The organism is Neobacillus niacini (assembly GCF_030817695.1).
Taxonomy (GTDB): domain Bacteria; phylum Bacillota; class Bacilli; order Bacillales; family Cytobacillaceae; genus Neobacillus; species Neobacillus niacini_F.
Genome location: NZ_JAUSZQ010000006.1, coordinates 1 through 23296, shown reverse-complemented (window position 1 = coordinate 23296; position 23296 = coordinate 1). Strand labels below are relative to the sequence as shown.

25 protein-coding genes and 8 pseudogenes are annotated in these 23296 nt (G+C 37.4%); 7 read left to right on the top strand and 26 right to left on the bottom strand.

Features of this window, described 5'->3' with window-relative positions; all coding sequences use genetic code 11:
* The first annotated feature begins 662 nt into the window (after positions 1–662).
* Both QFZ28_RS27855 and QFZ28_RS27850 read left to right on the top strand, forming a co-directional pair.
* Positions 663–1574, top strand: a complete 912-nt coding sequence (locus QFZ28_RS27855; protein ID WP_307197851.1) for a LysR family transcriptional regulator — start codon at positions 663–665, stop codon at positions 1572–1574.
* A 37-nt stretch (positions 1575–1611) separates the two neighbouring features.
* Entirely contained in the window at positions 1612–2088 is a 477-nt protein-coding gene (locus QFZ28_RS27850) for a GNAT family N-acetyltransferase (protein WP_307197850.1), read from the top strand.
* 513 nt (positions 2089–2601) lie between these two features.
* Here the strand turns inward: QFZ28_RS27850 and QFZ28_RS27845 are convergent.
* On the bottom strand, positions 2602–3471 hold the full coding sequence (locus QFZ28_RS27845; RefSeq protein WP_307197849.1) for a 50S ribosomal protein L11 methyltransferase: 870 nt from the start codon (positions 3469–3471) through the stop codon (positions 2602–2604).
* Positions 3472–3684: 213 nt separating this feature from the next.
* Between QFZ28_RS27845 and QFZ28_RS27840 the strand changes: the two genes are divergently transcribed.
* Positions 3685–3849, top strand: a complete 165-nt coding sequence (locus QFZ28_RS27840) for a hypothetical protein (protein ID WP_307197848.1) — start codon at positions 3685–3687, stop codon at positions 3847–3849.
* 110 nt (positions 3850–3959) lie between these two features.
* On the opposite strand, the gene QFZ28_RS27835 is transcribed toward QFZ28_RS27840, so the two are convergent.
* Positions 3960–4406 (bottom strand): ArsI/CadI family heavy metal resistance metalloenzyme, encoded by a 447-nt coding sequence (locus QFZ28_RS27835; RefSeq protein ID WP_307197847.1) that lies wholly within the window; start codon positions 4404–4406, stop codon positions 3960–3962.
* 157 nt (positions 4407–4563) lie between these two features.
* Between QFZ28_RS27835 and QFZ28_RS27830 the strand changes: the two genes are divergently transcribed.
* Positions 4564–4890: an ArsR/SmtB family transcription factor gene (locus QFZ28_RS27830; protein WP_307197846.1), complete on the top strand. Its 327-nt coding sequence runs from the start codon at positions 4564–4566 to the stop codon at positions 4888–4890.
* A gap of 72 nt (positions 4891–4962) precedes the next feature.
* Complete coding sequence (locus QFZ28_RS27825) at positions 4963–5154, top strand: hypothetical protein (RefSeq protein WP_307197845.1); 192 nt, start codon at positions 4963–4965, stop codon at positions 5152–5154.
* Positions 5155–5186: 32 nt separating this feature from the next.
* On the opposite strand, the pseudogene QFZ28_RS27820 reads toward QFZ28_RS27825, so the two are convergent.
* The 13 genes and pseudogenes from QFZ28_RS27820 to QFZ28_RS27760 form a co-directional block, all read right to left on the bottom strand.
* Positions 5187–5261 (bottom strand): annotated as a pseudogene (locus QFZ28_RS27820) (arsenic metallochaperone ArsD family protein); the annotation flags it as partial.
* Positions 5262–5357: 96 nt separating this feature from the next.
* The gene (gene arsC, locus QFZ28_RS27815) at positions 5358–5777 is read right to left on the bottom strand and encodes an arsenate reductase (thioredoxin) (RefSeq protein ID WP_307197844.1); all 420 of its coding nucleotides are present in this window, start codon (positions 5775–5777) and stop codon (positions 5358–5360) included.
* Positions 5778–5810: 33 nt separating this feature from the next.
* Complete coding sequence (locus QFZ28_RS27810; RefSeq protein ID WP_307197843.1) at positions 5811–7106, bottom strand: arsenic transporter; 1296 nt, start codon at positions 7104–7106, stop codon at positions 5811–5813.
* Between the two features lie 15 nt (positions 7107–7121).
* A complete protein-coding gene (locus tag QFZ28_RS27805; protein WP_307197842.1) occupies positions 7122–7475 on the bottom strand; it encodes an ArsR/SmtB family transcription factor in 354 nt (117 codons plus the stop codon).
* 503 nt (positions 7476–7978) lie between these two features.
* Positions 7979–8173 carry a hypothetical protein gene (locus QFZ28_RS27800; RefSeq protein WP_307197841.1) on the bottom strand — a complete coding sequence of 65 codons (195 nt, stop codon included), beginning with the start codon at positions 8171–8173 and terminating at the stop codon, positions 7979–7981.
* A gap of 87 nt (positions 8174–8260) precedes the next feature.
* Positions 8261–8515, bottom strand: a pseudogene (locus QFZ28_RS27795) (DUF3231 family protein); the annotation flags it as partial.
* Positions 8516–8615: 100 nt separating this feature from the next.
* Positions 8616–9425, bottom strand: a complete 810-nt coding sequence (nikE, locus tag QFZ28_RS27790) for a nickel import ATP-binding protein NikE (protein ID WP_307197840.1) — start codon at positions 9423–9425, stop codon at positions 8616–8618.
* A gap of 18 nt (positions 9426–9443) precedes the next feature.
* Positions 9444–10271, bottom strand: a complete 828-nt coding sequence (gene nikD / locus QFZ28_RS27785; protein WP_307197852.1) for a nickel import ATP-binding protein NikD — start codon at positions 10269–10271, stop codon at positions 9444–9446.
* 15 nt (positions 10272–10286) lie between these two features.
* The gene (gene nikC / locus QFZ28_RS27780; protein WP_307197839.1) at positions 10287–11117 is read right to left on the bottom strand and encodes a nickel ABC transporter permease subunit NikC; all 831 of its coding nucleotides are present in this window, start codon (positions 11115–11117) and stop codon (positions 10287–10289) included.
* A complete protein-coding gene (gene nikB, locus QFZ28_RS27775; protein ID WP_307197838.1) occupies positions 11114–12058 on the bottom strand; it encodes a nickel ABC transporter permease subunit NikB in 945 nt (314 codons plus the stop codon). Before nikB ends, nikC (QFZ28_RS27780) begins: the two co-directional genes overlap by 4 nt.
* A gap of 17 nt (positions 12059–12075) precedes the next feature.
* Positions 12076–13704, bottom strand: coding sequence for a nickel ABC transporter substrate-binding protein (gene nikA / locus QFZ28_RS27770; RefSeq protein ID WP_307197837.1), 1629 nt, complete (start codon positions 13702–13704; stop codon positions 12076–12078).
* 82 nt (positions 13705–13786) lie between these two features.
* The gene (locus tag QFZ28_RS27765; RefSeq protein WP_307197836.1) at positions 13787–14071 is read right to left on the bottom strand and encodes a hypothetical protein; all 285 of its coding nucleotides are present in this window, start codon (positions 14069–14071) and stop codon (positions 13787–13789) included.
* A gap of 98 nt (positions 14072–14169) precedes the next feature.
* Positions 14170–14876 (bottom strand): annotated as a pseudogene (locus QFZ28_RS27760) (SDR family NAD(P)-dependent oxidoreductase).
* 91 nt (positions 14877–14967) lie between these two features.
* Between QFZ28_RS27760 and QFZ28_RS27755 the strand changes: the two are divergent.
* Positions 14968–15456: pseudogene (locus QFZ28_RS27755) on the top strand (LysR family transcriptional regulator substrate-binding protein); the annotation flags it as partial.
* A gap of 683 nt (positions 15457–16139) precedes the next feature.
* On the opposite strand, the gene QFZ28_RS27750 reads toward QFZ28_RS27755, so the two are convergent.
* The 11 genes and pseudogenes from QFZ28_RS27750 to QFZ28_RS27700 form a co-directional block, all read right to left on the bottom strand.
* On the bottom strand, positions 16140–17528 hold the full coding sequence (locus QFZ28_RS27750) for an MATE family efflux transporter (RefSeq protein WP_307197835.1): 1389 nt from the start codon (positions 17526–17528) through the stop codon (positions 16140–16142).
* Between the two features lie 102 nt (positions 17529–17630).
* Positions 17631–18393 (bottom strand): annotated as a pseudogene (locus tag QFZ28_RS27745) (ABC transporter ATP-binding protein).
* Positions 18390–18536, bottom strand: a complete 147-nt coding sequence (locus tag QFZ28_RS27740) for an ABC transporter ATP-binding protein (RefSeq protein WP_307197834.1) — start codon at positions 18534–18536, stop codon at positions 18390–18392. The pseudogene QFZ28_RS27745 and the gene QFZ28_RS27740 overlap by 4 nt, the downstream one beginning before the upstream one ends.
* Before the next feature lie 40 nt (positions 18537–18576).
* Positions 18577–19191, bottom strand: coding sequence for an ATP-binding cassette domain-containing protein (locus QFZ28_RS27735; RefSeq protein WP_307197833.1), 615 nt, complete (start codon positions 19189–19191; stop codon positions 18577–18579).
* A pseudogene (nikC, locus tag QFZ28_RS27730) lies at positions 19191–19989 on the bottom strand (nickel transporter permease). Before nikC (QFZ28_RS27730) ends, QFZ28_RS27735 begins: the two are co-directional and overlap by 1 nt.
* A 51-nt stretch (positions 19990–20040) precedes the next feature.
* Positions 20041–20514, bottom strand: a pseudogene (locus tag QFZ28_RS27725) (ABC transporter permease subunit).
* A 16-nt stretch (positions 20515–20530) separates the two neighbouring features.
* Positions 20531–20836 (bottom strand): ABC transporter permease, encoded by a 306-nt coding sequence (locus QFZ28_RS27720; protein WP_307197832.1) that lies wholly within the window; start codon positions 20834–20836, stop codon positions 20531–20533.
* Positions 20805–20987 (bottom strand): hypothetical protein, encoded by a 183-nt coding sequence (locus tag QFZ28_RS27715; RefSeq protein WP_307197831.1) that lies wholly within the window; start codon positions 20985–20987, stop codon positions 20805–20807. Before QFZ28_RS27715 ends, QFZ28_RS27720 begins: the two co-directional genes overlap by 32 nt.
* 62 nt (positions 20988–21049) lie before the next feature.
* Positions 21050–21376, bottom strand: coding sequence for a hypothetical protein (locus QFZ28_RS27710; protein ID WP_307197830.1), 327 nt, complete (start codon positions 21374–21376; stop codon positions 21050–21052).
* Positions 21377–21451: 75 nt separating this feature from the next.
* Positions 21452–21733, bottom strand: coding sequence for an ABC transporter substrate-binding protein (locus QFZ28_RS27705; protein ID WP_307197829.1), 282 nt, complete (start codon positions 21731–21733; stop codon positions 21452–21454).
* Positions 21734–21828: 95 nt separating this feature from the next.
* Positions 21829–22137, bottom strand: coding sequence for an ABC transporter substrate-binding protein (locus QFZ28_RS27700; RefSeq protein WP_307197828.1), 309 nt, complete (start codon positions 22135–22137; stop codon positions 21829–21831).
* A gap of 794 nt (positions 22138–22931) precedes the next feature.
* Between QFZ28_RS27700 and QFZ28_RS27695 the strand changes: the two are divergent.
* A pseudogene (locus tag QFZ28_RS27695) lies at positions 22932–23296 on the top strand (PepSY-associated TM helix domain-containing protein); the annotation flags it as partial.

Here is a 23296-nt window from a genome sequence, read left to right as displayed (position 1 = left end):
GAATTCGCCATTCTCCCCCAAACTACTGCCTAATTTAACATGATTAATTCGACCTAGGGAAACCATATTCCAGAATTGCGCAAACAAAAATTAGATCGATATAATAATTTATTAAGCTTTGGAAATCCAATAATGTGTTATGTGCTTTTCTTTCAAAACAATCCTTGATGTTACCTGTTTCCTTTATTATGAGTTAATCTTTTTTATAACAAACAATTCAATTTAAGAGATTCTAGCTGCGTTTTTCCGTACAATGTTTATATGATTTTATATTGTTGAAATATATCCAGGGGTTAAGTGCCCTTCTACATAATAGTCAGAACCTAAACATTTTTAATCTTGTCTAAGGGTTGTAATGAATCACTTTGTTATGGTTGATGAATCGCTCGATTAAACGGTGAACACCATAGTCCAAATCAAAAGCAATTTGTTTAGTAATCTTATAAATCCTAAATTTTTTACTTTTGCTTGTTATTTCACATGCAGTATTCATTTATTCCACTAGTTTTAACCGCAAGTTATCTGGTATGAGGATGGTAAACTTTTTAGTTTGCAAAATTCCTTTTCTAAAAGGTGTTTACAATTTATAATTTAATAATTAATAGTTCCGAAATTTTTGATGAATGCATGCATTAGACGCATCAACGTGGAGTGGTAAAAAAATGGAGACAAGACAAATTCAATACTTCCTAGAAGTAGCAAAAAGGGAGCATGTAACGGAGGCAGCAGATGCGTTACATATTGCCCAATCTGCCATTAGCAGACAAATTGCCAACTTAGAAAAGGAATTAGGTGTAGAACTTTTTATTCGTGAGGGACGGAGCGTAAAATTAACCCCTCTTGGCAAAATTTTTTATGAACGGATTAAACAAGTGTGGTATTTGATGGAGGATTCTAAGCGAGAAATTAGAGAATACTTAAATCCAGAAAAAGGAACCGTTCGCATTGCTTTTCCGATTAGCATGGCAGCTCATACATTGCCACACATCATTTATTCTTTTCGAACTCGTTTCCCAGAAGCAAAGTTTCAAATGAGCAATGCCCTTTATTACAAATTAATCGATGGTGTTGTAAATGGCCAATTTAATTTGGCAATGATTGCCCCGATGCCTAATCTGGAAAAAGACAAAAAGATTAAAGGGGATATTCTTTTCACAGAGAATATCGTTGCCCTCATACCTCTTCATCACCCCTTATCGGACCGGCCAGCGATTCAATTACGGGATTTAATGAATGACCCCTTTTGCGTTCTTCCTGAAGGGTTCGTATTTCGTGAACAAGTGGTTCAAGCCTGTAACGGAGTGGGTTTTTCACCAAATATAGCCTTCGAAGGGAAAGATATTGACGCATTAAAAGGGTTAGTATCCGCAGGCTTAGGTGTAGCCTTAATGCCTGAGATGACATTGGTAGATAACACACCACGATCTACAGTCGTTATTCCGCTGTCAGATTCGAGACTCACGCGAACAGTTGGTGTTATCTATCCTGCTGAACGTGACCTTCTTCCAACTGAAAAGCTGTTTTATGATTTTCTTATTGATACTTATGAAAGATTGAATGAGTTTAAAAAGTAGAAAAACATCAAATTAAGACTAATTGAAGGAGATAGCTATGATTATTCGGGAAGTTACAAAAGAAGACAACGCAAAAGTAAAAGAAATCATACAAGATTCTTTAAAATCACTTGGATTAGCGATCCCTGGAACAGCTTATTTTGACCCACAACTTAACGACCTCCATCACTATTATAATAATTTAAAACATGCAAAGTATTGGGTAGTAGAAATGGACGGAGAAGTTGTTGGTGGAATTGGAATCGCACCTTTTAATGAACATGATAAAGTTTGCGAATTGCAAAAGCTTTACTTAAGTTCAAGAGCAAAAGGCCTGGGACTTGGAAAGAAGCTAATGGAAACAGCTTTGTCATTTGCATCTAACCACTATGAAAAATGTTACTTAGAAACAACACATGAACTAAGAACTGCATGTTTGTTATATGAAAAATTTGGATTTGCACTTTTAGATGAACCGCTAATGGGTTCTGACCATTCTGCTATGAATGCGTGGTATTTAAAAGATTTGAATTAACCAAATCAACCTTATCTTGCAAGCAAAGAAACACCCCAAAACATTGATATATCAAAATTTCGGGGTGTTTTATGGTCTATTAGGACATTCGATTTAATCAACTAATTTTTTTGAAAAAGAGCGATGATTTAGCATTTTTAGCTAGAGCTTCTTTGATCGATTTGCCATAATCAAACTATATATTTCTATTAAAAACGCTTGGTGTATAATTTCCCTCTGTATATTTAGTTGTTTTGACCTTCTCAGTTGAATTTTGTTTATCAGAGCCCTGGAGACTGCTTTTATTTTTCCATTGGTCATACGTTAACAGGCCCGTACTTTGATCATTTAAAAATTTGATATAATCTTTCCCATAAATATACATCCAAGGTTCACCTCCATTGTATAGTAATAATGTATGCGCTTACATATATAAAAAACACCAAAACACGGTATAAAAAAAGTGTCACAATTCCATGTGGTTTTCCCTACAAGGAGTTCTGACACCTGCTTGATTACTTTATGATTATCTTTTTAAGTTGCCTTAAAAAGGCATGTCACCCATTCGTTACTTTGTTTCTTTTCCTCTAATGAGAATCCTGCATTTTTAAATAAATCCTCTACGCGTTGGAAATTCCATTCAAGCATACCTGACGTTAAGAATGTAGTATCTTTGCAATCTAACAGTCTTTGAGCATTAAGGATATCGATATTTTCCTGCGTTCCTATATTAAGGAAGACCCAATCATATTTTTTGTTGATTCGATTTTTATTCTTGATTAAATCAACTTGAAACACATTTACCGGCTTTACAGTATTTAATTCACACTGATATAGAATTTCGCGTTCAACAGGCTGAATGTCATATGTATCGATGGTACTTGCTCCCTTAAGCGCAGCAGCAACACTTAATACGCCTGAACCTGCTCCAATATCCGCAGCACTCAACCCTGTAAAATCTTGTTGTAATATGAAGGACAAACAATCTTTTGTCGTTTCATGATAGCCTGTACCAAAATTCCCTTGAGAGTCTAGTACAATCATCTTTTCTTTTTCGTACTGATTCCTTCTATCCGGTGTCGTGATGACCCATCCATCCTCAAGGAATATGTCATCAAACGATTGCTGGTAATTCAACTGATTTACTTCCTTAACGACTAAACAGGACTCATCAATGGCCAATAATTCTACTAACTGACGTCTTTCCCTTGCTTCGATATAATCATTTAGATAGATATTAAGTTCGGTTGTTTCATCCCTCTTCTCAACAAAGGCATAGCCGTTAGCGTCTGTGACCACATCTAACGGAACCTCATAAAAGGTTTGGTAGTAGCCTTTTTGGTATAGATGTGTAATGATTCTTTCGATCTTTTTCGTTGGGAGTCTTACGGTTATTTCATACATGGTTTTTCTCCTAGTAGCTGTCATCATCGATTATACTTTTTATCATTATCGCCAGTTGATAGAAATTGAAAACGTCTTATAACACAAAGACTGAAGAATTCTGATAGAAAGGAGCAATAGCTACTCAGACCTTCCTTCCTCTCATCAAGCATAATTAACCATTCTATAGGAATACTAGGTAGGTAAAAAATTATTCACAGGAGGTTTCCATAGGTGAAGTCAAATGATGAGAAATCTAATAATGAATTAAATAAAGTCGAACAGTTTTTACTTGATAAAACTGATAATGTACAGATTGATAAGAATATCACTTCTGCTAAAGACGGAATCAGGTACGATTACAATGATTCTTCGGATTTTAATGAAGATAATTTCTAGTCACGTTGGACTGCATAAAAAACAGACAGAAAGCATTAATCTTCTGTCTGCTTTTTCTCATAATTTTTTTGCGGAATAAAAAAGTGAGTGAGGTATATGCTCTCCAAATATTATGAACAACAAGAGGATGAGGGATTGACTTCTACTTTTACTGGTTCGGTTGCACAGCATGCCGATTCCATTTTCATGGTTTCTATATCGCCCTTGGTATAGAAGAACTCCCACTCGTTTCCGTCTGGATCAGTTACCCAGAATTTATCTTGGGTTGCATAGCAACAGCTAACATCCATCTCTTCCCTTGCAAAAAAGCCCACTTTTTCTAAACACGCTTTATGTTGAAGAACTTCTTCTAAATTTTCCACTTGAAAACCAAAATGTCCAACATGGTTCCCTGAAACAGCGTCCTTCAAGTTTAATGTAAAATTAAGAGCTGGATCATCTAGTAAAAATTTTGCATAGTCTGTTTTTACTTTAACGGGCTCAGCATTAAAAACCTTTGAATAAAATTCGATTGACTTGTTTAAATCTGTAACATTTATCCCAACATGCATTTTCATTCATAACAACTCCCTTATAACTATTTTATAAATCAAATATTTTTGATTTATAATTCATAAAATCAACTTTTTTTGATTTAACCAATTGACACATGAAAATATTGGATATATGATGAATGTATCAAGTTTATTTGATTAAAAGAAGCAGGTGACAAAGGTGAAAGAAGAAATTCAATTACAAGATATATCATTAGATAAAGTGTTTGAAAAATATGAACAAAAATTTAAAGCTATTGCTGATAAAAAGAGACTCCAAATCATGAATATTTTAACTCAAAACGGTTCTATGTGTGTGTGCGATCTAGCTCCCCTAATGGATATGGCTCAATCGAAATTATCTTATCATTTAAAGATTTTATTAGATGCGAACATTATCAAAAAAGAAACAAGGGGTACCTGGAGTTATTATGAACTGAACCAAGATGAACTAAATCATTTATTGTCCCATGAACTATGCTGTATCTTTAAACCAACTCGCAGTTAATTTTTTTATGCTTTAAATCAACTTTTTTTGATTAAAACACCATTATTATCTGATTAATAGGAGGAGTTCAACATGTTTAATTATTATGAAGTATATCAATTGATGAAATTACGCCAAAAGGAAGTTGAGAAAAATGAACAAAATGCCCAGGGAGTAGGAGCTTTTCAAAAAAATACATTATTTCATAAGTTAGTTGAGAAATTTAGACCGATAAAAAAAGTAACTATCGTGAAAACAAATTGCAATTCCGTGTGCTGTTGTTAAGATATTTCCTTTAGGAGTCATGGGCAGTAATATTCAGGATCTACACTAGGGCCACATACACCTGTGGGACAGCACAATGCTGGGTCAAATATTACTACTTTACTCATTAAAAACACTCTCCTAACGAAAACAATATAAGTAATTGCTAATATGAATAAAATAGATTAAGCCAAGAGCCTAAAACTCTTGGCAATTCATTTCTCTTACTCACCAGTATCGGCAAAACGTTTAATACGATCTCCGATTTCATCACGGACACGTTGGAAAAATGCCCATTTTTCTTCTTCAGTTCCTTCCGCTTTTGCAGGGTCATCAAAGCCCCAGTGAACTCTTTTTACATGCGGAGGCGTTACAGGACAGTGATTTGCTGCATGTCCACATAGTGTAACAACTAAATCAGCATTGTTAAGAATTTCTGGATCGATAACATCAGATGTTTGAGTAGAAATATCGATACCAGCTTCCTTCATCGCTTTTACAGCGTTAGGGTTTAATCCATGTGCCTCAAGACCCGCACTTTTTACCTCCCACTGTTCACCTAAATGTTCCTTTGCCCATCCTTCTGCCATTTGGCTGCGGCAAGAGTTACCAGTACATAGAAAATAAATGGTCTTTTTAGACATGATGCATTCTCCTTTTTGTCTATAAAATTATGTTTAAATGAATACCAACCATATATAGAGACCAACTAAGGTAATGAACAAGGTTGGTATGGTTAAAACAATACCCGTTTTAAAGTAAGTTCCCCAAGAAATCTTAACTCCCTTTTGCGATAAAACATGTAACCATAATAACGTTGCTAGGGAACCGATAGGGGTTATTTTAGGACCTAAATCAGAGCCAATTACATTTGCGTATATCAGTGCTTCTCTAATTACACCACTTGTATTGGTATCTGCAATGGCTAAAGCATCAATCATTACAGTTGGCATGTTATTCATAATCGAAGATAAAATTGCGGCAATAAAACCCATTCCAATGGTTGCTGCAAATAATCCTTGGTCGGCTGTTACTTGGATAAGGTCGGCTAAGACGTTAGTTAATCCCACGTTTCGTAAGCCATAAACCACCACATACATTCCGATTGAGAAAAATACAATCGACCATGGTGCTCCTTTAATGACCCTTTTTGTTTCGACAGCATGGCTTCTTCTACCCATAAATAAAAAGAATATAGCCACTATACCTGCAATGATAGATACAGGAATATTTAGAAATTCACTAATAAAATAACCTGCTAATAAAATGGCGAGGACCACCCAAGACAAACGAAACATCTTTTGATCTCTAATAGCTTCTACAGGTTTCTTTAAATGACCTAAATCATATTTCTTAGGTATGTTTCTTCTGAAGTAGATGTATAAAACTAAAATACTAGCCACTAGAGAAAATAAGTTTGGAACAAACATTCTTGAGGCAAACTCTGCAAATCCGATACCAAAAAAGTCAGCCGAAACGATATTTACAAGATTACTTACTACTAGTGGCAATGAAGTTGTATCAGCTATAAAACCACTAGCAATAATGAATGGAAATACCATTTTTTCCTCAAACTTTAAATTTCGTACCATCGCTAAGACGATTGGTGTAAGGATTAGTGCTGCCCCATCATTTGCGAAGAATGCTGCGACTAATGCTCCAAGAACGCTCACATAAACAAACATTTTAATTCCGTTGCCTTTAGCCGCTCTTGCCATGTGGAGTGCTGACCATTCAAAGAACCCAATTTCATCCAATATCAAGGAAATAATGATGATAGCAATAAATGAAAAGGTCGCATTCCATACAATTTTGGTTACTTCAAGAACGTCTTGGAAGTCAACCACTCCTACAATTAGAGCGAGAATCGCACCCCCACAAGCGGACCAGCCAATGGATAAATTTCTAGGCTGCCATATAACCAGAATAAGTGTAATCAAAAAAATCAATAATGCCAGTATCGTAGATACCAATGTTGAAACCTCCAATTATTCACATGAAATTCGTAAACCCTGCTCTTCTAATTCCTTTAACTTAAAATCTTGGTTTGGAAGATGTAATAATATATCTTCTACCAATGGAAAATATTCACTATCTTTATTCAGAGAGTAGATGATCCATTGCCCTCTTCTTGTTTCCCTCACCAGCCCAGAATCTTTTAACTTGCGAACATGTTGACTAATTGCTGGCTGACTCGTTTTAAATATTTCTACAAATTCACAAACACAACAATCATGGTTATCAAGAAGCTTTATCATTGTTAAGCGGGTTTTATCCCCTAATAACTTTAAAACATTGGCGGCACGCTCTAATTCAACTGCTGTTTTGCCCGATTCTGACATATTTATCCTCCTTACTATATAAGTAAATAACAATATCCTTATAAAGTGTTTAATTAAAGTATTTGATTTATTTTTTGCAGGGTTGTCCTTTTTATGCAATTCCCCCATACGAAACTAACTTCATCTATCTATTGGTATATAATTATCTGCTTATATAATATTTTACTTATTAATAAATTTCAAGTAGCAGAACGTAAAGATCATGTAAAAAATGTTTGATAACTGTTGTTATCAATTCCACTTCCGCTTACTAATTGATTCTTCCTGATTCCAATTTCCAGATAAAACTTTTTCTTCAGCATATGATTTAATCGCTTAAGAAAAATATTTTTGATATTCATCGGAATTCATTAAAACATTTTTTAGTTCATTGCCTAAAACAGGCTCGTTTTTTAGGTATAAGTCCATTTAATTTCATTATTAGAACATATAGTGTTGATGTATAGGGAATTTATTAGAAGGAGAGATTTTATTGAATTACTATTACCAACCCCAAATGAATCCTAACGAACTACAACAATTTTATTACCTTGATACTTTAAATGGACAACAGCGTTTTGGACAGCCCGATGGACAGCCTTTTGGACAGTCCTATGGACAACCGCCTTACTATCCTCCTTATCCCCCTCGACCTCCTCGCTGTCGTTGGGTTCTTGAATGTAGATGGGTTCGCCGTTGTAGAGATGACTACCCTCCATATGATTATAATTACAACTATTAATCTACAAGAACGGTTAATTATAGGAGTTGGAGATTCTCTCTCCAGCTCTTAAGTCTTTTTACTTTTATATGTCCATTTTAACCTGATCTACTAATTTATCTGATAAAGGAGATTCCATTGAAGTCGTTACTTCGTAATCAAACGACATCGGAATTGGAAGTGAATTATTCCTCAAATACTCACTAAAAACATTAATGTGTTTTAATGCAATGTCCTTTCCTCTTAAGATATAATTACGCACCTTATTGGACGCTGTAACTTGACTAAAAGCTGTAGCTATACTCGTGCCTAAATGATTTGTTTGAATATTAAAATGTAGCTGGTTTACCTCTTCTCATGTAAGTGCATCCCTTCTAAACAATAGCCCCGATTTTGTAATAAAATCGGGGCATTTGGAAAAGTGTAAATCATTTATTAAATTAAGCACGTCTAACCGAACGAAAACGTGGGTGCTCGGCCAGCATGGACTCTCTCATTTTATCTACTACAGGATGTTCTGAAGTAAAAAACTGTTTTTTACCATCGTAAAGCTCGATCAATTCTCCTTTTTCTAGTACACCTAATCGATCACTAATCCTATAGGCAGCTTTAATATCATGTGTAATAAAGAGATATGATAACCCGAAGTCTGCTTTTAACTCCTTTAGTAATTCTAAAATAAGGGCTTGATTCACCATATCTAGACTACTGACAGATTCGTCTAAGACAATAAGTTTAGGCTTGAGTGAGATGGCTCTTGCAATATTGATTCTTTGCAATTGGCCGCCGCTAAATTGATTAGGGTATTTTTTCAAGTCCGCTTCACTTAGCCCTACTCTTTCTAATAATTCAATAACGGTCCGTTTTTGCTCAGCAACTGTTAGTTTTTCATAGTTTTCTAGCGGCTCTGCAATAATTCTTTCTGCCGTCATTCGAGGATTAACAGATGAATATGAGTCCTGAAAGACAGCCTGAAGATCACGACGAATTTTTTGCCGGCTATGCTTATCTGCGGTATAAATATCATGTCCTTGGAACAGAACCTGTCCAGATTGCGGTCGTTCCAGACCAAGAATCACTCTTCCTAAGGTACTTTTACCAGCACCACTCGTACCAAGCAAACCCAAACAGGTACCTTCCTCTATGGAGAGAGAAATGTCAGAAAGTATTTTTTTAGAACTGCCTTGCCAGTTGAAAAACGTTCGGGATCCATAGCTATGAGTTACTTCCTTTACTTGTAATAAACTCATTTTTTCACCTCTTATAGGTCAAGCCAAGTGAATGACAGCTTCATCTAAATGTAATGTTGAGCGTGCATTTAATAGTTTTTTTGTATACTCATGCTGAGGCTGATCAAAAAGTTGGAACACATCCGCCTTTTCTACGATTCGACCATTCTGCATAACAGCAACTTCATCTGCCATTTCGGAAATCACCCCGAGATCATGGGATATTAATAATATGGCTGATCCATATTCAGAGCGAATTTTATCTAAGTGGTACAGTACTTTCTTTTGATTATTTACATCAAGTGCGGTTGTCGGTTCATCGGCAATAATTACCGCAGGGTGTAAGCACGCTGCAATCGCAATCATCACCCGTTGAAGCATACCGCCACTCAATTGAAAAGGATAGTACTTTAATAGTTTAACAGGATCTGGTAAGTTCACATGGTACATCGCCTCAATTGCAAGCTCTGTTGCTTGCTTCTTATTCCATGGTGTATGTGAACGAATGGTTTCAATAAATTGGTGGCCAATTGTAAAAACAGGCGTAAAAGCATTCATCGGATTTTGCATAATAAAGGCGATATCCTTGCCGCGTACCTTACGCATTTCTTTCTCCCCTAAACCGTTCAATTCGCGTCCTTGTAATACGATACTGCCTTCAATCGTTGTCGATTTCCGATTGAGAAGCTGAAGAATGGACATACTTGTAACCGTTTTACCGCATCCACTTTCCCCAACAAGACCCAGTACCTCCCCACGCTTCAGTTCAAAATTGATATCCTCAACCAGCGTGGCAGTACCATTTTTTATTTTTACCTGTACATGTAAATTTCTCACTTGTAACACATTCGACTGTTCTGTACCCAACATTCTCATTCCTTTTTATCGACGTTTTACACCGTAACGTTCTGATAACGCTTCGCCCAATAAATTAAAGGTCACAATCACGAGCATAATCATCAAACCTGGATAAAGCATTAATTCTGGGTTCGTCCGAATATACGACTTTCCTTCGTGAATCATCGCTCCCCATTCAGGTGTAGGCGGCTGTACTCCTAAACCAAGAAACGACATGGCGGATATATCCATAATGGCCCAACCCATTTCTAATGTACCCATGACCACAAGTGGCGGCAGCACATTTGGGATAATATGATTTCTAATGATCTTCCATTGCGATGAACCGCTTATTTTCGCCGCTGCAATAAAGTTTTGTTCCTTGAGACTTAGTACCATTCCTCGGAACATTCTTGCGTAATATACCCATTGCACAAGCATCAGAGCTAAAATGACCTGTGGAAGTCCAGGACCGAAAATACCAACCAGACCAAGTATAAGGATAAGACTAGGAAACGCCATCACACCATCACAAAATCTCATCAAAACCTGATCTACCCAGCCGCCTTTATATCCAGAAAAGGTTCCAATGATTAAACCAATCGTTAAAGATGAAATGAAAATGAGCATGGCAAAGCCTAAAGATATTCTTCCCCCGTATAAAAGGCGTGATAAGTTACATCTTCCTAAATGATCAGTTCCTAATGGGAATTCCCAGGACGGAGGCTGTAGTTTATAAGCTAAATTGACCGCAATCGGATCATTGGGTGCGATCCAAGGAGCCAATATCGTGATGAGAAAAAGAATTCCTAATATTATGGTACATGTCGGAATCACTTTTTGACTTATAAATATCCTGCGTAAACTGGTTATCATCGTTGTTGCCCTTCTTTCCTGGAGATGCGCGGGTCAATGAACATTTGAATCAAATCCACCATTAGGTTACTAAGGATAAATAAACTAGCGGCTATTAGTACATAGCATTGGATGATAGGTATGTCACGGTTAAAAATTGCCTCAATAAAATAACGGCCAAACCCAGGCCAAGAAAAAACGGTCTCAACGATAATCGTTCCAGTCAGCAGTTTCCCAAGATTCATCCCCAGACCAGTAATCATCGGGGAAATGGCAATTCTTAGGATATGCTTGGCCATAATCGTTTTTTCTTTAATCCCCCTTGTCCTTGCGAAAAGCACATACGGCTCTTGTAAATTTTCAAGAATGCTAGTACGTAGCAATCGTGTGTACATCGCGATTAAAGGAAGTGCCAATGTAACGGAAGGCAAAACAAGATGCTGCCAGGTTCCAAACCCCTCAACCGGAAAAAGGTCTAATTTTACAGAAAAGAGAAAAATCAATAGATACCCCAGCCAAAAGGAAGGAATAGAAGCCCCGAAAAAGGATAGAATGCGACTAAAATGATCAATCAGGCTGTTTTTCTTTACTCCTGCAAGAAAGCCAAGAGGGACACTGACAACCACCGCAATAAATAAACTCCCTAGAGCGAGCTGAAGTGTCGCTGGAACCCGGTAGACCACCTCGTCCCAAACGGGTTTATTCGTAACATAAGATATGCCAAAATCCAATTGGCATATCTTTATAATAGTGTTCACATATTGAATGAAGAATGGTTGATCTAAACCAAACTCATGTCTTTTCTCGGCCAAAATCTCATCGGTCAGTTCGATATGGGCTGCTGTTAAAAAAGCCTCGGCCGGATCCACCGGTGAAAGGTGAATCATCCCAGTCGTTAGAAGTGCGGCCAAGAGAAAAACCGGGATAATGGACATTATTCGTTTTATTATATAAGTGCCCATAATAGCCTCCTGCCTGCTTACTGCTCGATGCTCATTCCTGTGAATGGATTTTCGTCACGATTTGCAGAGAAATTGAAGTTCGTGACATCTTTTTGATAAATCGCTGTTTTCTTAATATATGAAATTGGAACAATGGCTCCCTGCTCTTGCAGTGACGTTAATATTGATGTGTACAGCTTTTGACGTTCTGCTTCGTCCGTTGTCTGAGGAACCAGTGCTATTTGTTGGAGTAATTCCGCTTTGTTCGGATACGCCGAAATGGCTTCATTAAATCCAAATCCTTCTTTTGCTACAATGTTTATAAATGTATGCGGATCATATGGAGCACCGTAGTTACTAAAGAAGTTAATATCAAACTCATTATCTTTAAATCTCTGAACTTGAACCGCAAGTTCTACTCCAACAATATTTAATTTTACACCAATGGCTGCCCACTCGGATTGCAGCGTTTCTGCCATTGTTTTTTGAATGGAATCTGCAGAATCGTACATCATCTCTATTTCAAGCAGCTGTCCATCTTTTTCACGAACCGTTGTCCCCTTGGGAAGTATCCAGCCCGCTTCGTCTAATAACGCTTCTGCTTTTTTAACACCATAGTCAATGGACTTAACATCAATATCGGAAGTGTAAGGCAAGTTTGTTGGTAAAATAAACTCAGCTGCTTCTTCAAGTCCAGAAGTGATTCCTTTCACCATTGCTTCTTTATTAAATCCATAATGTAACGCTTGACGAACACGTTCATCGGAAAGCTGTTCTCTAGTTGTATTCATTACAAGCTGTCTTGTCGCCACTGGCTCAGAAATGCTAGTTTCATATTTATCAGTTGATTCGAGTTGTTTGAAAGCGTCTAAACTGATAACACCTTCTCCATAAATTAAGTCTAGCTCACCTTTTTCAAACGCAAGCACTCTCGTTTCCGCATCCGGAATGACTTTCACTTGAATTTTTTCTACTTCTGGAAGCTCGCCCCAATAATGTTCATTTCGTTTAAAAATCGCATATTCATCCGCTTTATATTCATCCAAAACCCATGGACCTGTACCGACTGATTCCACGACACCTTTTGAAGTATCACCATCTTCAGGGAATCCAGCTTCACCTAAGAAACGAACTGGTCGAACAACAGCCAACTCCTGAATCGTTGGGTAATATGCTTCCGTTAATGTCATCTTAAACGTATGTTCGTCGATTACCTCTGTACTTGCTATTTTCGAAAGGAATCCCAACCAACTATGTATTTTAATATTATTCAAAATCGTATCAAAATTCTTTTTTACAATTCCTGCATTAAAACTTGATCCATCAGAAAACTTTACATTTTGACGAAGATGAAATGTATATTCCTTTCCGTCGGCTGAAATGTCCCAGGATTCAGCCAAATGCGGTTTGAGCTCTCCACCATCTTTGTAGCTTACTAAAGGTTCAAACACCATGGATTGAGCAAATAATTGTGAAGGGTTATAAACATGTGGGTTCATTGTGCCGACATCCCTTGGCCATGCAATCGTAAGCATGTTTTCATTCGTCTCGTTCTTGGACGTTGAAGCCTTATCACTAGCATTTGTACAACCAAGTAAAACTGTTGATAATAACAAAATAAAAATAGATGTTAATAAAATATTCCGACCACTGTTTGTATAAAACATATCGTTGCCTCCAATTGATGTTGATAATCATTTTCAATTGTAAGAGTATGATATAGTCTTGTCAATGTAATCTTTTTTAATTTTAACTAAAGTTTGCTCTAGTTAATTTCGGGACAAATAATGATAAGAAAAACGACCGTGATAGGCTAAATAAAATAAATGAGATCCAAACCCCAGTATTGTGATAGATGGGTACGAGCAGCCAAGAGCCGCCAAAAATACCATGTACCTGTCCACCGCTTAATTGAAATGGATAGCTTCTATTGACCTGATCCGAAACTAGGCCCAATTTTTCTAGAACCTCTAAAGAAATAAGCCTCGCTTCTTTTTTACTAACATCATAATGAGTACAGATTGTTTCAACCATTTGTTATCCAATTTAAGAAAAAGAGTACAGCATGTCTAAGTTATAGAAAAGCCAATCTTCCACTCTTGAAAATCGGCTTTTTTCTGATACTTTTAATGTTACCATTTGATTTGTTTTCTACCTCTGAAGAATCCCCCGTTCGGTCCTTCAGGTCCAATCGTCGCAACCACAGGATAGACTGTGCTGCTTGCTTTGGTGTTCTTGGAGCAGATGGTCCACCCATATCTGAGCTTACCCACCCCGGATCGACTGCATTTATTTTGATATCACCATAGATTTCCGCAGCAACCAATCGTGTCAAACCATTTAAAGCAAATTTAGACAACTTATAAGCTCCTACTCCTGGATAAGACATTTCGCTCATCGCCCCATATTCTGAGGAAACATTAATAATTCTCCCGTAGCCATGTTTTTCCATGAGGGGGATAAAGGATCTGATCACATGGTAAACACCAAAGAAATTTGTAGCCATTGTTTTCTCCAGAATGTCAGGGTCCATAGCCAATAACTTTTCCTTCTTATCTAAATACACACCAGCATTATTAATCAATACGTCTAATCTTTCATACCGTTCACTTACTGTAATCGCAGCTTGACTGATGCTTTCTTGATTATCTACATCCATTTCCACAAAAGAAACGTCAAGATTGGAATCCATAAGTTTTTGCGCAGCTTCATGACCCATCTCTGGATTACGACTTGCTAAAATGACCTTAAAACCTTTTAACGCCAATTGATTGATCAGTTCATATCCAATTCCTCGATTCCCGCCGGTGACAAGTGCAACTTGTTTATCCTGTGACATATAATCCCCCATTTCTCGTCTTTGTTTGAAAGCCTCTAATAAAACTAATAGGACTACACCTATGCGGAGAGTTGTTTTGTAGGACTATACTGACAAGGGATTGCTTGACTTTGGACTTTTAATTCAACCCGCTGATTTATCAAAATACAATTATATCGATATCCCTGCCAAAGATGTTTGGGGTGTTGTGATGAGGAAAGACAGTCCTCTTGCTGTAAAGGATACCATTCAAGCCGTCAATCTATTAAATGTTCCTGTCATCTGTTCACGACAGGCTATAAAACAGACCTATTCTAAAAATGAGTTTGCGGATTGGTTTGGTGAAGATTATGATAAATTAAACGTTGTGACTACCTACAATCTTGCCTATAATGCTGCCATTATGGTGGATGAGGGCATTGGTTATGCCATAACCCTTGATAAAATAGTAAATACGTCTAGTGATAGTAACCTTTGTTTCAGACCGCTAGAGCCAAGACTTGAATCTGGCTTAAATATCGTTTGGAAAAAACATCAGGTATTTTCCGCTGCTGCTGATTTGTTTTTAAAAGAAATTCAGGTGAAGTTTTCAAATCTTTGAACCGCCGGCCATATTCCTCCTATCGTTTAATATTCATTTAGTATTATTAGCTCATCACTTTTTTATAAAAGAAAGAATTAAACTATCTTTTTAGAAGCATTCTATATTTTGTATAGCAAACCGACTATTAAAACTAAAATCGAGGTTGATGAATAATGCCCAATGAAAACACAGACACACCCAATACAATTAAATATAGTATATGGAATACACGAACAGATGAGCCTATACCAGAAATCAAAGATAGAATCGTTGAATCGATTGACAAACCTATTCTTAAATCAAAAAACACAGTCAATCGTGATTAATTAACTTGTTATATAAGCGACAGACAAGTTAAGCCCTCTTCACATTCTACTTTTTTTAAAAGGCTGTTAAATTTAAGTGTTGATTTTTCGTATTTAAAAAGGGAAACCCCTTTTGGTTAGGTGTTTCCCTACCTAAATTTCGTTATTTCTCACCGTATTTCCTATCTCTAACTGCTTTTCTAAACTTTCCATCTTTTTCTTTAATGGCAATCGCTTCTTATGTACTTATTCCTTTTAGGGAGTAGTATTTAGTCCCTTTTTCATATTCTTTCGAGAAATTTTCTTTGTATGTGCCTTCTGAATCCGAATGTTTTGTTACTTCACCAATTTCACCACATAGATGTAGAAGGGACATGATACATGTCCCTGGTGAAATCAATTTGGAGATTGGATGTTTTGGTGTGATAGTAAATCTTTCACTCTGTTACCAAAACCATTCCTTTCCAGCTTCGGTATATATAAAGACAAGAAGAATGATCTTGCTGAACTGAATAAGATGAAGCTCAGCCAGATTCCTGTGTTCCCCAAGACAGGGGTAGTCAGCCAAATTACCGGCAGGAACAGGAGCAATGCCAACAGGATGGAGTCACGTATCTGCCCTGCTTGGGTGGCACCAGAGAAAATCCCTTCCAACTGCAGTCCCCAGAAACCTAAAATTGGGAAAATTACCATCCAGATAAGTTGGTCATTTGCAGCTGCCTGCACCTCTTTTATTGTTGTGAAAAGGGCAACCGCCTCTTGTCCCCAAGATAAAATAACGAGCGAAAGTAGGATGGCAGAGGCCAATCCCCATTGAGCAGATAAGTAAAAAGTACGTTTGTATAGCAAGCGATTCTTACTACCAATCGATCTGCCGACAAGGATGCTGGAGGCATTGGCAAATCCTCCGAATAAGTAAGCGATTATATAATGAATTTGTAAAAGGATAGCGTTAGCTGCGAGAATGACTTCTCCCATGCTTGCTCCTTTTGAAGTGAAAATAATAGTCATCGCCAAGAGGCATACCGTTCGCAGGAACAAGTCCCGGTTGACCTTGAACATCCTTCTAAGCGGTTCGAGTTCAACTAGCATCCTCAAACGGAGGTCCTTTAAATCAGTACGGACCCCCTGAAAGATGACAATCGCCCCAAACAATACCGCTGTCACTTCAGAGATAAGCGTTGCGAAGGCAACCCCGACAACCCCCATTCCTAAACCTAGCACAAAGATAAAATCCAGTAAGATATTCAGTACATTCATAAAAATTTGGGTTGCGAGTGCCAGCCGGACTTTTCCCATCCCAATGAGCCAGCCTATCATTACATAACTCAATAATACGAAGGGCGCCCCCCAAATCCGTATAGAAAAATAGGAAGCTGCAATATCTGAAACGGCTTCGTTTCCTCCTATGAGGTATAGGGATATTTGCAGGATTGGTACCTGAAAAAGCAGGAACAATACACCAAACAAAACGGCCATCGTCATAGGCCTGAAAAAGGATAAAAGGACCTCTTTTTGATCCTTGAGTCCCTCTGCCTGCGAAGTAAAACCGCTGGTGCTGACTCTCAGAAACCCAAGCAGCCAGTACATGGTATTGAAAATGACGGCCCCGATTGCTACTCCCCCAATGGAAGCTGGATCGGGTAAACGGCCTACAACAGCCGTGTCCACTGCTCCAAGTAACGGTGTTGAGATTCCCGATATGACGAGAGGGATAGCTAAATGCAAGTATTCTTTATGGCTGCACGTATTTTTGATTTCTAACGTTGGTACTGCCGATTTCATATAATTCTCCTTCTATCATCCTCTTTTTACGCAGGATAATGGCATTGTTTAGATCAAAGAGGTACATCAATAGCACGCACTACTGACTCAACAAACATATAGTTAAAATATTGACACCAGCTCTTTTGTATAGGGATGACGTTCTTGACTAAATAAAAGCTCTCCATCAAATTGGTCAACAATCTCTCCTGACTTCATGACTATAATTCGTTGACTCATTTGGCTTACTGCAGCAAGATCATGTGAGATGAATAAATAAGAGAGATTGAGTGTTTTCCGAAGCTCAGTAAGCAAAATAAGTACAGCCTTTTGTGAGAGCACATCAAGACTTGCAGTTGGCTCATCCAAAACAATGAGTTCTGGTTCAATACTAATTGCTCGTGCAATCGTTACACGCTGTCTCTGTCCTCCACTTAATTCATGTGGATATCGATCAGCCAATTCTGAGGGTAATTCAACAGCGTCAAGTAACTGACGGATAAACTGCTCCTTGGAACTATATGAAAAATAGCTAAGCTTCAAAGAACTGCAAAACTGTTCATAAGGATCAAATAATGAGTCTTTTATTTTCAACCTAGGATTTAAAGCAGCTGCAGGATTTTGAAATACAATTTGTATTTTTTTTACGATACGGATACAAACGACGTTCATTCAGTTGTTCAATCGCTTCACCGTTAAAATAGATTGAGCCACTGTCTATATTTTCAACCCTTAATAAACAACGGGCTAGTGTACTTTTACCACAACCACTTTCTCCAACAAGCCCGAGACATTCTCCCTTATCCAAATCAAACGAAACGTTGTTCACTGCTATTTTTCCAGATTTAAATGTCTTTGTTACCTCTTTAACAGTAAGCAGACTCATATAGGCTCCACCTTCTGTAATCCTGATGGTAGATCTTTTCCTAAAATTGGTGCAGCTGAGATTAGCTGCTTTGTATAAGGATGACTAGGATGGTCAAGTATACGATGCTTATTTCCTTTCTCAACAATTTTTCCACCCTTCATGATGGCAAGGTGGTTGGCATACCGCCTCACATGGCGCCAATCATGTGTGATAAAATAAAATGGTACAACCTGTATCCTTTTGTCTGGCTGCCAACAACTCTAGAATTCTATGACCTGAGACACTATCAAGTGCTGTTGTAATTTCATCTGCTATGATTAAATCTGGTGACAACAGCAGGGCTATTGCAATAGAAACCCTTTGTAACTGCCCTCCACTCAATTGGAAAGGATAACGATTAGACAATGTATGATCTAAGCCAACGGATTCCAGAGCGTCGATTGAATTTTGTAATCTTTGGTTCTTATCATCAATTCCATGTGTTTTTTGGTATTCGTCAAGATGCTGACCAATCGTTCTAAAGGGAGTGAAGGAGCCTTGATAATCTTGGAAAATATAAGATATTTTGCGCCCTCGAATGCTTCTCATTTCCTTTGGTCTTAATGTCAACAAATCCTCACCTTTAAAAATGATCTTGCCTTCAACCTTTAAATTGGGTGAAATCAATTGTCCTATTGCCTGTGAAAGCAGGCTTTTTCCACTCCCACTTTGACCAACAAGAGCAAACCATTCTCCTTCATTCATCGAAAGTGATACATGATCAACAATGTTCTTTTCTTTGCTTGATATTGAGAGTTGTTCAATCGATAATATCACTACCGCACCTCTTTCTTTACATCAAAAGTATCCCGAAAAATAATCACCTAACATATTTGTTAGCAACACTACCCCAACAATGGCTAAACCAGGATAAATCATCAACTCCGGCCTTGATTGGAAATAAGAACGTGAGTCATTTAACATCGCACCCCATTCAGGAGTTGGAGGCTGTACACCAAGTCCAATATAAGAGAATGCAGATATGAGTAATATTATCTTCCCCAAATCAAGGCTAGCGAGGACGAGTACATGCCCCACTATGTGAGGAAATAAATGCTTTCGCATAATTTTCCTAGATGAAAGTCCATTAATTTTTGCTATTAGTACGTATTCCTTCTGAGATTCCGATAATACTGTGCTTCTTACCAAACGGGCATAACTGACCCATTTAACAAATACAATCGCAAGGACTAAATTACCAATCCCCGGTCCAAGAAGACCACTTAGTACAATCGCGACAATCGTATCTGGAAAAGACAAAAATCCATCGGCAATACGCATAAAAATCTTATCAACTATTCCACGTTTATAGCCCGAAATTAAGCCACAAGGGATACCAATAAAAAGAGCAACACCCAGTGCCAGTAAACTATAACCCAATGGTTTGTTGACCACCTAGCAATAATCTAGTTAACACATCTCGACCAAGCTGATCTGTTCCGAGCGGATGCTGAAAGCTCATTCCTTGTAGCCGTCCGTCGAGATTAGTCAAAAAAAGGGGTCATGCTTTAAATACAAGAATGTATAAATGATTACACCCAAAACAACAATGATAGCAGAGAATACTACGAATATTTTCCAACTGTATGTTTTTTAATTTTTGTGCTTGCAGCGACGTTGCTTTCATCAGTTGGTCTCCCTTTCTTTTAACTTCAATTCAGGATTGAGATAGCGATACGATAAATCTACACAGGTATTAACAACAAAAACAGCAATGGCCATAATTAAAATATATCCTTGGATAAGGGGATAATCTCGCTGACGAATAGCATCAATAACTAGCTTGCCGATTCCTGGGTAAAGCAAATAAAACTTCAATAACAACTACTCCACCAATTAAGCTTCCTAAACTAACCCAAATACTGTGATAACGGGAGGGGAGACTATGTCGAAAAGTGTGTAAAATAAAAATACGTCTTTCTGACAACCACGTGCTCTCGCTGACCGAACAAATTCCTGACTTAATGACTCTAGTAAACTCGAACGAAGTAAACGTACATAAACACTTGAGATGGCTAACCCAAGTGTTAGTGAGGGTAAAATTATAGAAGCAAGACCATCTCGACCCATTGTAGGCAAACCAGCTAAGTCGTACTCCAAATAAAATCTATTAAAATTAATCCCAGCCAAAGCTAGGTACAGCAGCACCCAGAATAGATAGAATACGACTCATATGGTCAACCCAACTATTACGATAAAGAGCAGATAGCGAGCCTAATGGTAGCGAGACAGCCAACATGACAAGTAATGAACCTAGGGTCAACTCAAGCGTGGCTGGAAGACTAGTAAGGATCATTTCCATTACAGGTTGACCAGTCACATAAGATGTTCCTAAATCCATTTGAATAAACTTCATTAACCAAAGTCCATATTGAATAAGCAAGGGCTTATTAAAGCCCATGTCTTCTCTCAATTTTCTCAACTTGCTCTTGACTAACTGATAACTCATCAACATTTAAAATTGTTAATACAGGATCTCCGGGAGCTATTCTTACAAATAGAAAACTAATAAACGTAAGAAATACCATAAAAATGAGAACTTCAAGAAATTTCCTCGCAATAATTCGAAGCATTTACTTCACATCCAGGTTATTTGTAATCATGTAGTATTCACTACGTGTGGTAACCCAATTGGTTACCTTATTTTCGTTATATGCAAACAATGGTAGAAGGATGTAAAAACAAAGGAGTTAATCACATTTTCATGAACATATTCGGCAGCCTGTTCTGCAAGCACCGCTCTTTCTTCTTGGCTTACTGTCTGGTTTAGTTTATCAATGATCTCCGTTAATTCCGGCTCATGGGCACCACTAAAGTTAAGAGCACCAGTTGGATGATACGTAGCATTTAAATAATAACCGGCATCTCCACGAGGAGCTGTTAAATTACTGTATGTGGCCAAATCCCAATTACGATTTGATGCCATATATTCTTCTGGAGTATCGATTTGACGAAGCTCCACATCTATTCCAATTTGTTTTGCATCTGATTGAAATACTTGAGCAATTAAAGGTAAATCTGCTCTTGCACTATAGGTTTAATAGACGTAAATGAAAGTTGCTCTCCGTCTTTTTGCATTTTTTCCATCTTTAATCGTGTAGCCAGCTTCCTCTAAATATTGTACCGCCATTTGTTTTCCTGTTTCTTTACTTTGTTCATAAGTTGGTGCAAATGGTAATGAAGGTGCAAATGGCCCGATAGCAGGCTCTGCATATCCTAAAAGAATGGTGTCCACAATCTTTTGACGATCGATTAACGCATCAACAGCTCGGCGAACATTAACGTCCTGTAAGCTTTTCCGCTCCATATTCATTGTCATTTGGTGGACTCGAAACGTCTCCGTTGCTTCAACCTTCATGCCATCTTGAGTCTTTAAACGATTCTAAGCTTTCAACCTCTGGACGATAAACAATATCAACTTGCCCAGATTTTAGAGCAAGCGTTTCGAGCATTTGCGTCCTCATTAAACGAGAATGTAACAGAATCAAGATTTGAAAGTCCATCCCAATATTTATCATAACGCTCAAGTTCGAGCTTACTCCCAGGTTCAAATGATTTTAATGTGAAAGGTCCTGTACCTACTGGATGATTAACAATATCGTCTTCTGTTACATCAATAATGGATACATTTGGGTTTACAAGTTCAGATACAAATTCTGGGAAGGGTTGCTTTGTAGTGATATGTAATGTGTAACCATCTGCTTCAATTGTATCTATTTTCAATGCATTTTTGAATCGCAACACTTTCTTGAAGAGCTCGTTCCAGTGATGCCGTTACTGCGTCAGCATCCATTTCTTTTCCATTGTGAAATGTTATTCCTTTACGAAGATTAATAGTCCAATGTATTCCGTCTTCACCGCTCCAATCCTCAGCAAGCCAAGGGGCAATCGTTAAGTTCTCTTCATCTAATTTAACTAACGTTTCTGTTATTCCTGCTCTAAGTGGAACATAACTTGAATCAACATGCGGATCAAGAGAATTAGTAGAAAAAATTATAAAGAAAATTGATGTGTTTGCTTCCTTCTTCTTTATTAATTACCAACTGCGTCTGTACACGCAGATAACAAGCAAACAACGGTCAACATGACAATCATTTTTAATGAGAACTTGCTGATATCCCGTTTTTATACTCCTAGCTAAATTCATTAAAATTCCCCCTTCCTCATTCAAAACCGTAATTATTACGTTTTGGATTATATCGTAATAATTACGATTTATCAATATGTTTTTTTTCTTATACTATAAGCCGCCAGAAAGTTTATCTTTATTAGATGGTGTATAAGAGTTCTCTAGATTGCAGTGGAAAGCGTAAGAAAGTAGTTTAATTCGCAATGATTTAGGTACATTATTAGTATTGTTTATTTTGATATAATCCAATATTTTTTCACACTTTTAACAAAAATTCACTTGTTTGTATTATACTAATAGGCTAGTCTTAATGATGGTAATTTAATGAATAAATGTAGTTCTTATCGTAAAAGCTGCTGTCATTCAAGAAAGTAGGTGGAGAAAAAAAATGGATGTTGAAAACATAATTGCAAATCAACCCCAATCAAATGACAACCAAACTCGTAACTCTTTCTATCAAGCTGTTTGGAGATGGCACCTTTATGCTGGACTTATTTTTGCTCCATTTCTTATTATTCTTGCCGTTACTGGTTCAATCTACTTATTTAAGCCACAGATTGAAACAAGTAATTTATAAAGAATACTATGAAGTAACTGAACAAGGTGACAAAATAGCAGCGTCTGAACAGATCGGTGAAGTTAAGAGATTATATCCCGGTGCAGTGATAACGAAGTATCGTCCAGGGGAGAATGCCACGCGCTCTAGCGAAGTAAGTATTCTATCAAATGGTAAGTCGATCACAGTATTTTTAG